This window comes from Paenibacillus sp. J22P277 (assembly GCF_059383675.1).
Window position 1 is genome coordinate 234,751 of record NZ_JBXENS010000008.1, and the last position, 13,823, is coordinate 248,573.

10 protein-coding genes are annotated in these 13,823 nt (G+C 61.2%); 7 read left to right on the top strand and 3 right to left on the bottom strand.

Features of this window, described 5'->3' with window-relative positions; translation table 11 throughout:
* The first annotated feature begins 327 nt into the window (after positions 1–327).
* Complete coding sequence (locus AC50YL_RS27865; protein ID WP_494836290.1) at positions 328–1,104, top strand: hypothetical protein; 777 nt, start codon at positions 328–330, stop codon at positions 1,102–1,104.
* 171 nt (positions 1,105–1,275) lie between these two features.
* Here the strand turns inward: AC50YL_RS27865 and AC50YL_RS27870 are convergent, their stop codons facing one another.
* Positions 1,276–3,648: a glycoside hydrolase gene (locus AC50YL_RS27870; protein WP_494836291.1), complete on the bottom strand. Its 2,373-nt coding sequence runs from the start codon at positions 3,646–3,648 to the stop codon at positions 1,276–1,278.
* 205 nt (positions 3,649–3,853) lie between these two features.
* Here AC50YL_RS27870 and AC50YL_RS27875 point away from each other — a divergent pair, with 205 nt between their 5' ends.
* The 4 genes from AC50YL_RS27875 to AC50YL_RS27890 all read left to right on the top strand — a co-directional run bounded on the left by AC50YL_RS27875 (position 3,854) and on the right by AC50YL_RS27890 (position 7,529).
* A complete protein-coding gene (locus AC50YL_RS27875) occupies positions 3,854–4,498 on the top strand; it encodes a response regulator transcription factor (protein WP_494836292.1) in 645 nt (214 codons plus the stop codon).
* On the top strand, positions 4,495–5,919 hold the full coding sequence (locus AC50YL_RS27880) for a sensor histidine kinase (protein WP_494836293.1): 1,425 nt from the start codon (positions 4,495–4,497) through the stop codon (positions 5,917–5,919). Before AC50YL_RS27875 ends, AC50YL_RS27880 begins: the two co-directional genes overlap by 4 nt.
* 281 nt (positions 5,920–6,200) lie before the next feature.
* Positions 6,201–6,944: a Bax inhibitor-1/YccA family protein gene (locus tag AC50YL_RS27885; protein WP_161745584.1), complete on the top strand. Its 744-nt coding sequence runs from the start codon at positions 6,201–6,203 to the stop codon at positions 6,942–6,944.
* A 135-nt stretch (positions 6,945–7,079) separates the two neighbouring features.
* Positions 7,080–7,529 (top strand): hypothetical protein, encoded by a 450-nt coding sequence (locus tag AC50YL_RS27890; RefSeq protein ID WP_494836294.1) that lies wholly within the window; start codon positions 7,080–7,082, stop codon positions 7,527–7,529.
* A gap of 186 nt (positions 7,530–7,715) precedes the next feature.
* Here the strand turns inward: AC50YL_RS27890 and AC50YL_RS27895 are convergent, their stop codons facing one another.
* Positions 7,716–9,308 carry a response regulator transcription factor gene (locus AC50YL_RS27895; RefSeq protein WP_494836295.1) on the bottom strand — a complete coding sequence of 531 codons (1,593 nt, stop codon included), beginning with the start codon at positions 9,306–9,308 and terminating at the stop codon, positions 7,716–7,718.
* The gene (locus AC50YL_RS27900; RefSeq protein WP_494836296.1) at positions 9,289–11,118 is read right to left on the bottom strand and encodes a cache domain-containing sensor histidine kinase; all 1,830 of its coding nucleotides are present in this window, start codon (positions 11,116–11,118) and stop codon (positions 9,289–9,291) included. The genes AC50YL_RS27895 and AC50YL_RS27900 overlap by 20 nt, the downstream gene beginning before the upstream one ends.
* A 219-nt stretch (positions 11,119–11,337) precedes the next feature.
* Between AC50YL_RS27900 and AC50YL_RS27905 the strand changes: the two genes are divergently transcribed.
* Both AC50YL_RS27905 and AC50YL_RS27910 read left to right on the top strand, forming a co-directional pair.
* A complete protein-coding gene (locus tag AC50YL_RS27905; protein WP_494836297.1) occupies positions 11,338–12,810 on the top strand; it encodes a sugar ABC transporter substrate-binding protein in 1,473 nt (490 codons plus the stop codon).
* A gap of 83 nt (positions 12,811–12,893) precedes the next feature.
* Positions 12,894–13,802 carry a carbohydrate ABC transporter permease gene (locus AC50YL_RS27910; RefSeq protein WP_494836298.1) on the top strand — a complete coding sequence of 303 codons (909 nt, stop codon included), beginning with the start codon at positions 12,894–12,896 and terminating at the stop codon, positions 13,800–13,802.
* The last annotated feature ends 21 nt before the right edge of the window (positions 13,803–13,823 follow it).

A 13,823-nucleotide genomic window follows, 5' to 3' on the forward strand; every position in this document is an offset into this window, starting at 1 on the left:
GTCTCGCAAGCCAAGCTTCGCATCCGTCAGTCCGGTTGGCCGACGAGCTCGACGTTGCGCGCCGTCGCCCGAGCCGGCATCGAATCTTCGATTTTTCCCGTTGACCGTAGGCGCCAGCCTGCCTTATTCGTTATTCGATCCGCCGGGAAACGGTGAATAGGATAGGGGCAAGCAGCCGCGCTGTCCGGAGCTGACGAAATGTCCCCTGCGTGCAACGTTTCTTTTGCAATCCGCGTACTATATAAATCCGCATCGATCAAGCAATCGCATGCGCGGCACGAGGCGAAGACAGAAGCGAAAATAAGGAAGGCTAAGGAGGCGTTAAGGTTGCTGCTCAGCGCCATTCGCAAATTGCCGGGGTTTCCGCTGCTCGTCGGGCTTCCGGTCGCCGTGGACGGGCTGTCCGTGCTGGCCGGGATCCTGATGAACGGCTTCCAGGGAAGCCCGCACGTGACGTTCAAGCTCGCCCTGCAAATGGGCATGCCGTCGATCAGCGCCGTGACCGAACAGCGGTTCATGGCCGGCACCGTCCAATTGAACGAAGGCGGGGGAATACCTGCCGGCAGCGCGGCAACCGCACTGATTGCGCTGCTGATTTTCCTGCTCGCGCAAGCCTTCTTCCAGGGCGGCTATATCGGTCTGCTGCGGGAAGCGGCCGGCGAAAGGCCGTTGTCGATGGGGACGTTCGCGGCCTGCGGCGCGCGGTTCTTCGGCCGATTCCTGCTGCTTAATCTGCTCGTGCTTGGCCTGATGCTGGTCGGAGGCGGCTTGGCCGTGCTGCTGCTGCACGGCGTCGGCGCCGTCGTCAGCCTGCTGGCCTTCCTCATCCTCCGGGTATGGTTCGTCTACCTGGAATTTACGCTCGTCGCGCGAAATTGCTCGATACCTGAGGCGTTTCGCCGCTCGCTCCGGGCGTTCCGCAACCGCACGGGAGCGACGTCGAGCCTGATCGTCACGGCTGTGATCCTGAACGTAATCTTCGGCCTGTTGGTCAACGCGATATGGGTCTCGTTTTTCTTTTTCCTGCTTCTGTTTCTGTACGATTATATTTGCGCCGGGATGCAGCTGGCGTTCATGGAAGAATACGAACGCATCGAGGGCTGACGGACTGCGGTAAGCCGGCATTCGGGCGGCAAAAGAAAAAAGGACGCGAACACGTTCATGTGTTTGCGTCCTTTTTTGCATGCTTGCGTTTGCAAAACGCGTCTGAATAGGGCAATGCTCCAATTTACAGGGGGAATCCGCTGGGTTCGGTCCAAGCCTGCCGCGATCCGGTCAAACGCCGCCTGCGGCATGGAACACCTGACGCTGCTTGCCGGCATGCAGGACGGCCGACTGTGCCGGGATGACGTCGTCGCCCGCTTTGTAATCGCGGTCCGAGAAATTGACGGTCACCGACAGGTCGGTTCCGTACTGCGCGCTCTGCACGAGCCGGTCGCCGGTAAGGATCGAGAACCCGCTCATTTCCTTGGTAACGGCTTGTTCGTGGAAAGGAGACCACACATTCAGAAACGGCACGATGCTCGACTTCTCCTGTTCCCACGTCGCGCGGTCCAGGTGATACAGCGGCGGCACGTTATAGAGCAGCTCGTACAGCATGCGTTCGGGCTCGTCGCCCTTGATCTTGTCGCTGCCCCACTCCCAGTGGTTGGTCGTGATGACCGCGTCGTTGTAGACCAGCTTATAGAGCGGCAGGGAATAGGCGGGGTCGGCGTATACCCGTTCGTAAAGCGGCTTGATCGGTACCGGTTTGCCGTAACGGTCGGGAATGCCGCTCGCGGCGTAGTACCCGCCGACGTAATATGGGCTGTCCTTCTCGTCGCGCATGTCGGGATCGCCCCAGGCGATGATCGGGCTTTCGATGCCTTGCGCGAAAGCGATGACGCCGCTGGCGTAGTCGTTTCCGCCCTCGGAGCCGACGACCATGCCTTTGTCGTTCGCCACGTAGCCGAGCCGGGCGAGCCGGGCATTCAAGTCCTGCTGCTGCGTCGTGATATGCGCCGGACTGTAATCGTCGTAGATCTCGCCCGTCGCGTCGCAGTCGATGAACCAGGAGTTGTAGTCGACGCCGTCCTGCAGGATGCCCGCCACGCGCTGCTCGACGAGCGGCAGCGACAGCGTCGGGTTCAGCTTGCGGCCCTGGCCGAGGAATCCCGCGACCTTGGTGCCGTCCTTGCGCGCGATGGTCGCGTCCTCGTACAGCGCCGGATCCGGGAAGGAAGCGGTATTCCACGCCTGATCCTGGGTATCGTGGATGGAGTGGTAGGAATCGTAGGGGGCGATCAGGTAGCCGCTCTGATCGGCCGTCTCGACCAGCTTCGGGTTCATCAAGCCGTCGGACCAGTTGGGCAGCCCGATCCAGGCATGGGCGATGCCGGCGCCGCGCATGTCTTTGACCAGGTCCGTCGAATCCGCCTGGCCCCACGAGGACGGAGCGCTCGCGGCATCCGCCAGCAATTGCGCGAGCAGCAGCTTGTTCAGGTCGTACAGCTTCTCCTCGCTCAGCTTGTCCGTGCCTTGCCCGATCAGCTGCCGCGCCGCGTCCCCGGGATTCGGGAACCGGTCGGCCGCGTACAGGGTCCGCATCTTGAGCGCTTGATTCAGCGCGCCGAGGACGATGCCCTTCTGATACTTGTCCATGTAATCCTGGGCGGAAGATTGCTTCAACACGTCGGCCAGCTCGGCGCTCCCGTCGGCCGTGCCGGACATCAGCCGGACGAGCAGCGTGCCGAGCTGGCCTTTGAGCAGTTCCCTGAGCTTGGGCCACCGCACGTCGGTTTCGGTCAGAATCGATTCGCTCCATAAGTAGATTTGCGGCGCCCCGTACAGCTTGGCGACGTTCGGATTGCTTTTGGCCTTCTCCGCCAGCGTGACGACATTGCCCTTCGCCTCGACATAGGTTTTGTAGGGGTTGACGATGTCCGCGGGATCGTTCCCGGTGACGTAGAGACGGAAGCCGTAGCTCTTGTCCGGATTGATGCTCGGAAATGCATGCGTGAATTGGAACTCGACGTTCGGATCCGCGTCGAAATGCACGTCGTTGTTGAATTTGTTCGTCACGACGTAGACGAGAGAGAACGGATCGCCGTCCGCTTGGAGCGCGAAAAAGTCCATCGAGAACGATTCGCTCCACGTCATCGTCTGGTCCTTCAGAAATTGGCGCCAATTCGCGTCGGCGGCGGGGATATGCTTGCCCTCGCCGATGGGCAGCGTATAGAGGTCGGCCTGCACGGACGGCCATTGAAACGTTTCCGCGCCGTCCGAATCGATCGCGATGTCGAGGTAATCGTCCTTCTTGGCGATCCGGACGTTGACCTTGCCCGGATATGTCCATTGAATCGCGTCCTTCGTCTTGACGACATTGGCGACCGCCGCCTTGGGCAGCGGTTTCGAAGCGGGCATGCTGACGCCGTCCTTGACGATCGTGATGGCGAACGTCTCCGGATCGACGTCAAAATCGAATGCTTCCGCGGTGGATGCGGTTACCGCTTTGGCAGCCGGCTTTCCTTGGACCGGCGCCGCTCCTTGTGCCGGCGCCGTGGTTTCGTTCGCGGCGCCGGGCTGATCGGCCGCTCCGCCGTCCGAGCAGCCGGTCAATGCGGCGCTGAGCAGGCCAGCGGCGCAAAGGCCGGCAATCATTTTCTTCATCGTTGTTTCCTCCAATCGAGTATGGCGATCAGCGTCATTGTAACCGGGTTGTGTTACGCGAATATGCCAAACCGCGCCGTGGTGCGCGAGGACGCGAACGAGGCGCCGGCGCCGCCCGGCTTGTGTCCCGGCCAGCGAATTTGTCATACTGGTGTAACAAACCGCGCCTATAGTAGAAGCGACGCCGGAAGGAAGGAGGCAGGCCATGAATCTGCTGCTCGCGGACGATGAGCCGCTGATGCTTCAAGTCTTGGACGCGTATTTCACGAAAGCAGGATTCCATACGCTGCTCGCGGAGGACGGGGAAGAAGCGCTCGACCTGTTCTATGCCCATAAAATCGACCTGGCCATTCTGGACTGGATGATGCCCAAACGGAGCGGCATCGAGGCATGCCGGGAAATCAAGCGCGGCGGCGGAACGAAGGTGCTGCTGCTGACGGCCAGAGGGGGCGCGGACGACGAGATCGCGGCCTTGCAATCGGGCGCGGACGATTATTTGCGCAAGCCGTTCGATCCGCGAATCCTGCTGTTGCGGGCGCAAAAGCTGCTCCGGCTGGACGCGAAGCTCGCGGTCGGGGAGCTGACGGTCGATCTCGACGCCCGGAAAGTATACCGCGGCGGCAAGGACGTGCTTGCCACGCACAAGGAATTCGAATTGATGAAATACCTCGTCGTCAACAAAGGACGGATCGTGACCCGCAAGATGCTGCTCGATCATGTATGGGGCTTCGATTATTTCGGCGAGGAACGGACGGTCGACACGCATATCCGCAGGCTGCGGGAGAAGATCGGCGAGGGATGGATCCGGACGTACCGGGGCATGGGCTACTGCCTGGAGGATCCGGAATGAGCAGACTGACCCGGAAGCTGATGACGCGGATCACGATCGCGCTTTGCGCCGTATTCGTCCTGTCGTTTTCGGTCAACACGTATTTCCTTCCGAAATACTTTCTATACCAGAACAAAAACAAGCTGGCGCGCCTCGTGGACGAGCTGGCGCCATTGCCGTACGGCACGCTGATCGACCGCATCCAATCCGTGGAGGAGCAGGAGGGAGTCACGATCGCTTACGCGGATCTGACGAAGTCGGTCGACGACGTGAACAACGACCTGCTCATGCAGCTCGGCCGCAAGGGCATCGCGCTTGGCAAGTTTTGGCTGACCGAGGAGAGCATCGCGAAGCTGGCCCAGGGCGGGAGAGTCAACAAAATCTACGACCAAAGTAAGCTCAAATCCAGCTTTCTCGTCAATTTCCTGCCCGTAGGCGGCTCCGTCTTCGCGGTCGGCGAATCGATCTCCCATTCGGCGGACACGATCCGGATCGTCAACCGGTTCAACGCGTACATCTGGATCGGGATGCTGCTGCTGCTCGTCCTGCTGTCCGCGCTCTATACCGCACGGATCGTCAAGCCGCTCGGCAAGCTGAACAAAACGGCCGAGGCGATATCCAACCTGTCGTTCACGAAGGCCGACATCCGCACGGGCGACGAGATCGAATCGCTCGCCCGCAGCATCAACCGGATGAGCGACAAGCTGGAGGAAGCCCACCAATCGCTGGAGATGAAGAACGCGAACCTGCGCGCCTTCATCTCGGACGTCTCGCATGAGCTGAAAACGCCGCTTTCCTTGATCCGGGTCTATGCTTCGGGCATGCAGGACGGGCTGGACGACGGAACGTACGCCGACGTCATCCGCCAGCAAAGCGACGCGATGGCGGGCTTGATCGACCGCTTGCTGGAGCTCTCCCGGCTGCAGGAAGACACGTACCGCTTCGAGCCCGTCGAATTCAAATCGCTGCTGGCCGAGACGCTGGACGAATACGAGATCGCTTACCGCGAGCAGGAGCTCGAGCTGGAGGTGGACGACCGGCTGCCCGCCGAAGCCTGGGTGACGGCGGACCGGAGCAAGCTGGCTTCGGTCCTGCACAACTGGCTGACGAACGCGCTCAAGTACGCGAGCGGCAGGCGCGTGAAGGTCGCGGCCGGCATTACGGACGGGAAGGCCGTTTATTTCCGCATCGCCAATGCCACCGACGCCAAGGAAGACGCCCAGTGGGAGCGGATCTGGGAACCGTTCTTCGTCATGGAGAGCTCGCGCAGCAAGAAGCTGAGCGGCACCGGTCTCGGCTTGTCCATCGCCAAGTCCGTACTGGAACGGCACGGCGCGGCGTACGGGTTGGCGGTCCGGGACGGCATCGTCACGTTCTCGTTCTCGCTGCCGCCGTCAGAGCGCCGAGGAGAGGCGGGGCGAAGCTGCCCTGAAGCGCCCTAAGCCCGGTGAACCCTGCCGGAATTCCGCGTTCGCGGCAAACCGCGATTTTGCTGGCAGAAGCGGAAGATCGGGGTTTTTGACTTAGCTGGCCCGGACAGCGTTCTTCGTGTACTGGCCGGGGAGAACCTCCGGCTTGTCCTTCTTGTGTCGACGACTGCGCCGACGACGCCGGTCGAATAGGAGCGGCAAGCCGCCAGCGTACGGACGATCCCGCCGGGGCTTGTTCTAAATCGCGGAGAATATGATATACTTGGTAAAAAATGACGATGGGGTGTTCAGGCATGCTAGGCAGAAGCGGCAATCCAACCTTGAACGACAAAACGTTCGACCGGACGGGGCACGGCTCGTATTCCGGTACCGACAGAATGACGATCAACGGCACGGTCAACAAGACCTTCATCACGCTGGCGGTGCTGCTCGGCGCGGCTTTCGCGACGTGGAACCTGTATTTCAAAGGCAACGACGTGATGCCGTACGTCATCGGCGGGGCGATCGGCGGATTGATCTGCGCGCTGATCATCAGCTTCGTGCCGCGCACGGCGCCGTTCCTCGTGCCGGTCTACGCGGCGCTCGAAGGCGCGTTCCTCGGCGCGCTGAGCGCGAATTACGAATCGGCGTACGGCGGCATCACGATGCAGGCGGCGCTGATCACGATGTGCGTGTTCTTCGCGCTGCTCGTGGCGTACAAGACGCGGATCATCCGGGCGACCGAGAATTTCAAGCTTGGCGTATTCGCGGCCACGGCCGGCATCGCGCTCGTTTACCTGGCCAGCATGGTGCTGAACATGTTCGGCGTGACCGTGCCGTATCTGCATGACAGCAGCTTGATCGGCATCGGCATCTCGCTCGTGATCGTCGTCGTGGCCGCGCTCAATCTCGTGCTGGACTTCGATTTCATCGAGCAAGGCGCCGACCGCGGCGCGCCGAAATACATGGAATGGTACGGCGCGTTCGGGCTGATCGTCACGCTGGTCTGGCTGTACATCGAGATTCTCCGCCTGCTCTCGAAGCTGCGGAGCAGATAACATTACGCGCTTCAAGGCGCCGTTCTCCGGAACGGCGCCTTATTTGCGTGCATAACCGGCCAAGCCGCGGGGAAACCTCCTTACGATACCATGCCAGCCTTGATTTGACTGAATAAGAGGAGGTTATTCAAGCTTATGAGCAGAGTTTCGAAATTCGCCGCCGGCTTGGCGCTGGCCATGCTGTTCGCGCTCGTCCTGCCGCACGGCGCGAACGCCGAGACGATTCCGATGCTGAAGGACCTGCAGCAGCTGTCGGGGAACCAGCTGAAAGTGACGTACGACCAGCCGGTCGACGGAGCGAAGGGCATCAAGCCGGGCAACTACTGGATTCAAAGCCTGTCCGAGACGATGCCGACCGGCATCGCGACGCTCGGCATGAACGACCAGGTCAATCCGGGCAATGCGCTTACGCCGGACAAGGTGACGATTACATCGGCGGACACGACGAACACGAGTTTCATCCTGACATTCAAGGACATGATTCCGACGGGCAAATCGTACAAGCTGATCATCTGCTACGTCACGGCGCCGAATGCCCCGCCGTACAGCGGGGACAACGGCTCGCGGACGTTCATCGGCAAATAGCGCCGGAGACAAAGCGGGAACCGAATCCATGTACCAAGCGTCGCTCGGCTGCCGGCGCAAGGCAAGACGTGACGCGGCGAAGCGCGGACACCGTCAATCCGGCATGGGTAGCGTCCGGCGAATGACATTCAAATAAGCGAGCTCCGTCCCCGAATGGGCCGGAGCTCGCTGCCGTTCCGGCGCTTGTCAGCCACGGTAGGCGGAAGGGCTGACGCCGGCCGTTTTCTTGAAGACGTTGCAGAAATAGTTCTGGTCCTCGTAGCCGACCAATTGCGCGATGCGCGCGATCTTCAAGGTCGTCGCGCGGAGCAGCTCCCGGGCGCGGTTCATGCGGATCCCGGTGACGTAATCGCTGTAGCAGACGCCGACGACGAGCTTGAACCGTTTGGAGAAATAATTCGGGTGGATGAAATACGTCTCCGCCACCCATTGCAGCGACAGCTCATCCGCGTAATGCTTCTCGATATGCCGCTTCACGCGTTCGATGATGTCGTCGCACGAACGGTCGGTTCCGCGGCCGGCGGCGCTCTCGAGGCATTGCACCTGCCGGTCGACCGCCGCAACGATGTCGCGCCAGCCGGCGAGCTGCTCGAGCGAGGCCGCCGGCGATCCGGCCGATGCATCCGGAAGCGCCGTTCCCAGCTTCGCCGCATGCTTGCGCAGCATGCGCATAACCTCCGCATAGACGAATTCCACCTGCTCGTAACGGGCGCCCGGCGACTCCGCTAGACGGCGGAACAATCCGCCGGCATACGCGCGAAAATCCCGGAACGCCCCCTCGTCCAGCATGGCAGGCATGACGCGCTCCGCCTCGTCCATCAATCGCGGAGCGGGATCCGCGGCTTGCCGGTCCGCGCCCGGCTCGGTGCCAATGCCGCCGCTGCCCAGCAGCAGCCGGCGCTGAAGCGCCTTGCGGGCTTCGCCGTACGCGAAGCGGAGCTGCATCAGCGCGTCCTTCGGCCCGCTGATGCCGATGGACACGGTCAAACCGAGACGGCGCGCGATCCATGTCGAGGCCTCGGTCAGCGCGTCCGCGAGGGGCTCGAACGCGATCGCGGACCGCGCTCCGACGAGGACGACGAGCTCATCCGTATGATACGCATGCTTGAACACGGCGGACGCCGTGCCTTCGAGCGTCGGCAGCGTGTCCGCCAGCACGTTTTGCGCCGCGAAGCGGGCCAGCGCGCCTTCGTCCGGGCCGAACCGGCTCGCATCGCCGCGATCGATCCGCGCGACCGCCGCCGCGAAGCGTCGGCAGGCCAGCACGGCGGGCGGAATGCCGTCCCAACGCGCATCGGGCTCCGAGATCAGATGCGTCAGCTGGAAGTCCCGCGGCTGCAATCGGCTTTGCCGCATCCACGCCCCCAGCTCGTGCAGCCGGGACATATCCTCCGCGTCCCGGCGTTCTTCGCGCAGCTCTTTGCACAAGTCCGTCAGCAAGACGTGCAGCTTCTCCTTGTCGATCGGCTTCAGCAGGTAGTCCTTGACGTTGTATTGGAGCGCCGTGCGCACGTATTCGAATTCATTGAAGCCGCTAATGATGACGAATTTCGCCAGCGGGCTGTGCGACCGCGCCTGCCGGATGAACTGCAGGCCGTCCATGCCCGGCATCCGGACGTCCGTCAGCACGATATCCGGCTGGCAGCCCGCCAGCTTGGACAGCGCCTCGAAGCCGTCGCCGGCTTCGCCCGCGAGCTGCAGGCCGAGCGCCTGCCAGTCGATTTTGCGGATCAAGCCCTGCCGCAGCAGGGGTTCGTCTTCAACGATCATGACCTTCATCGGGATGTCCTCCTCGCATTCGCTTGGGCAGCCGGAACGAGATGCGCGTCCCCGCCCCCGGCCTGCTGTCGATGATCACCTGCGGATCGCGCTCGTAATGGATCTGCACGCGCTTGAACACGTTGGCCAGGCCGATCATCGTCCGCGCGGAGGACTGCCGCGATACGATGTCCGCGGGATCGGTCAGCTTGCGGCGCAGGAGCTCGACCATCGCCGGGTCCATGCCGACGCCGTTGTCCTCGACATGGATCTGCAGCGTGGTTTCGTCGAGACTGGTCAGCGATACGCGGACGAATTTGGGCCCGATCTTCTGCTCCAGCCCGTGAATGACGGCATTCTCCACGAGCGGCTGCACGAGGAACTTCGGCACGATCAGCTCCTCGATGCCCGGCTCGACGTCGATCTCGTAGACGAACTGCCCGCCGAACCGGATGTGGTAGATGGACAGGTATTGGTTCAAGTGCGCGACTTCCTCCCTTACCGCCGCGAGGCCGCCGCCGTTCAGATTGTAGCGGAGCATGCCCCCGAGCGCGAGACAAATGTAAGAGACGCGTTCGTCGCCGTCGATCGAGGAGATGCTGTCGATCGTGCTGAGCGTATTGAACAGGAAATGCGGGTTGATCTGCGATTGCAGCGCCTTGATCTCCGCTTCCTTCTTCAGCAGCTCCGTCTCGTACACTTTATGGATGAGCGAACGGATCTCGTACGTCATCTTGTTGAAGCTGTGCTGGATCGTGGAGAGCTCATCCGTGCCCCGTACGTCGATGAACGCTTGAAAATCGCCCATCTCCACCTGCTTCATCCGTTTGTTGAGCTCCTTCAGCGGTTTCGTGAAGCCCGCGGCGATCGCGGAGCCGATCAGCATCGCCGCGAGAAAGCTGGCGAGCGCGATGAGAACGAGCAGATTGCGGAAAGCGGTCACCTTGTGCAGGATGCGGTCGAGCGGCACGCTGCCGACGACGAGCCAATCGCCGTAGCCGAGCGCGCGGTAAAAGCCGATGTTCGTTTGGCCGCCGCTCTCGTACCGGTAATCGACGTACCGGTCCGCGGCCGGATGGGCAAGGTAGCCGGCGAATAGCGGGGAGCCGGCGACGGTGGTATTGATCAGCGCGTGATCTTTGGCGAAGATGACCCGTCCTTCGCGGTCTACGATGTAGTAGGCGCTGCCGTCGTCGTTGCGCAGACCGATGAAAGCCTTTTCAATAATAGCGGGATCCATGTCGATTTTGATGAAGCCTATCGGCGTTTGCGAGTTGGAGGTGATCCGTTTGAGTTCTTGGACGTAGCTGATCGTTTGCACGGGGGTCCGCGAAGAGTTGATCTTCGTGATGGAAGCCGTCCACAGCGGATAGCCGTCCAGCCGTTCGGCTTGGTCGAAGAGCCTGTTTTGGTCTTCCTCGAACAGCTCCCTGACCCCGGCATTGTAGTAATAGTAGCTGGAGTATTCGTCGCCGCGCAGGCTGGCGATCTTGATGAAGGTAATGAGCGGATTTTGCAGCTTCTGGCCTTCCAGCTTGTTGCGGTAGTAATGCTGGTCGTCGAAGTCCGGCACCCCGCCGCTGAGGAATTTCTGCAGGGAGGTGTCGCTGAAATAACTGTAGCCGATATTGCCGATGGTCTTGAGATGCAGATTCAAGGTGTCGGCCGTCTGTTCCGTCATCTTCTCCAGCCCTTGCAGGGTGGAGGCCTGCAGCTCGCCGCGCATGATCCGGTAGTAGGAGTAGCCCATGATCAGCGCGGTCAAGCCGATGACGACGAAGAACGAGAGAATCAGTTTGCTGCGGAATTGAACGGTGCGCGGCCTTCCCAAGTTTGGCCATCGATAGACCAGTCGCGATCCCTCCTCGATGAAGCGCGGTGCGGTAGCGATTGTATTCGACGGGCGGCAGGCGTTTCCTGTCGGCCGATGGGGGGCGGGCGGGACAGCTTAGAATATTGCTAACGAGAGGTTACGATATTATATAGAAAGCGCTGTCATCAAATTATACACTTGATTTGTGAATGATTACCATGAGGGAGGCAGCCAACAGTGAAGAACGCTAATCGGTCTGGAAGATGGGCATCCGCGGCAATCATCCTGTCATTATCGTTAATGGTTTCGGCATGCGGAGGCAATAACGGCGGCTCGAACGCGAATACGGGCGGCACGAACGGCAACAACGGCGCGGCGGCCGCGAACGCGGACGCGGATACCGGCACGAACGCGCCGGCGAACGAAGGTGCTGCGAACGCTGGTGCCGGCGACGCCGGCGGCACGGTGGAGATCAAGGTATGGGACCAGCCGCAGCCCGAGGATCCGAACAAACCGGTATGGGAAGAAATCCAGGCCGGCTTCGAAGCCGCGAACCCGACGATCAAGGTGACGCACGAAACGATGCCGCAAGGCACCAACGACCGCGAGGTGTTCGTCACGGCGATGGCGGGCGGCAACGGTCCGGACGCGTACCAATCGGCGCATTTCCCGATCATCGGCGACTGGGTCGGCCAAGGCTTGGCGCTCGATCTGACGCCTTATTGGGACGGATATGCGGATAAGGACCAATTCATTCCTTCTTCGATGACGGCCGGCACGATCGACGGCAAAGTGTACGGGATCCCCCATGACATGTATGCGACGGGCCTGTTCTACAACAAGAAGATGTTCACGGCCGCGGGGCTCGATCCCAACAAGCCGCCGGCGAACTGGGACGAATTGGTCGCCGACGGCATCAAGCTTACGGACACCGCCAAGAAGCAGTATGGCATTACGCTGCTCGGCATGGAATGGGCGGACTGGTGGTTCGAGTATTACGTCTGGCAAGCGGGCGGCGACCTGACGCATCTGAACGACGACGGCACGGTCACGCTGGCCTTCACCGAAGAGCCCTCCGTCACGGCGCTGCAATTCTACAAGGACCTCAAGTGGAAGCACAAGATCGTCCAGAACAACGTGCTCCAGAGCTACCAGGACAACTTGAACGATATCTTCCAGGGCCGCGCGGCGATGTCGAACGGCACGTCCAGCGGTTTCGGGGATTACGCGGCGAACGGGATGGATCTCGCGGACGTCGGTTTCGCCCCGTACCCGGTCGGCCCGTCCGGTCAAGGACCGAGCCAGATCGGCGGCGCGTACTGGATCATCAATCCCAAAACGTCCAAGGAGAAGCAGGACGCGGCTTGGAAATACATCACGTACATCAACTCCAAGGAAGTGCTGGAGAAATCCCTGCAATTCCAGTCGGACAACGGCATATTCCCGAACCTGCTGTCGGTCCGCGGCGACGTGAACCCGGCGGATTTCGCGAAGAACGTCTCGCAGGAGCTGATCGAAAACGTCAATAAAGCAGCGGCGAACACGCATCTGGAGTACTTCCTGAAGGAGCGCCTGACGCCGTACGTGGTCAAAGCGGTCCAGAAGGCGCTGACCGACGAGAAATCGGATCCGAAGGCCTTGCTCGCGGATGCGCAGGCGGCCGCGCAGAAGGAAGTCGTCGATGCGTACAACGCATCCGTGAAGAAATAAATACCGGAGCGGAGACTTGAAGCGGGCCATTCGGCCGCGGATGGCTCCGCTCTCCAATTTCGCGCGAAAGGATGCGGACGTGAATGAAAACTGCCCTGCAGCAGCCGGGAATGCCATTGCAGCCGAAGACCGGCTTCCGTCTCAGGATCGCCTGGACGCCGATACTCTTCCTGACGCCGGCCGTGCTCGCCTTTCTGATCTTCAAATACTATCCGTTGCTTCAAGCCATCTACATGAGCTTCTTCGACTACAAGGTCATCAATCCGCCGGGGCGCTTCGTCTCGCTCGACAACTATGCGTATCTGATCCATTCGACCGAATTCTGGAACGCGCTCAAGAACACGTTCGCCTTCTTCGGCATCTATTTCATTCTGACGTTCTGGATTCCGATCATGCAGGCGGTCCTGCTGAACGAGGTCACGACGGCGAACAAGACGATCCGCGTCCTGTACCTGCTGCCGACGGCGGTTCCCGCCGTAGCCGGCTTTCTGCTGTGGAAGTGGCTGTACAACCCGGATTACGGACTGCTCAACTACCTGCTTCATTTCGTCGGGCTGGGTCCGTACGGCTGGCTGAACGACCCGGACATGGCCAAATGGGCGATCGTCTTCCCGGGGGTCTTCGGCACCGGGCTTGGCATGCTGATCTATTATTCCGCGCTCAAGGGGATTCCGGCGGAGAACGTCGAGGCGGCCAAGATCGACGGCGCCGGGCCTTGGAAGCGGATGTCCGCCATCGTCTTCCCGAGCTTGAGATTCGTCATCGGGATTCAGTTCGTGGCGTTCATCTCCGGGGTGTTCCTGACGTTCGACCCGATGTACATCATGACCGGCGGCGGGCCGGCGAGCAGCACGCGAACGCTGTCCATGCTCGTCTTCGACAGCTCCTTCAAAGAGTTCCGCTTCGGGGTGGCGGGCGCCATCTCCTTCGTGATGTTCTTCATCATCGCCATCATTACGTACGCGCAAATCAAAATGTCGGGCAGGGAATGATTCGCCGCCTGCCGGGAAGGA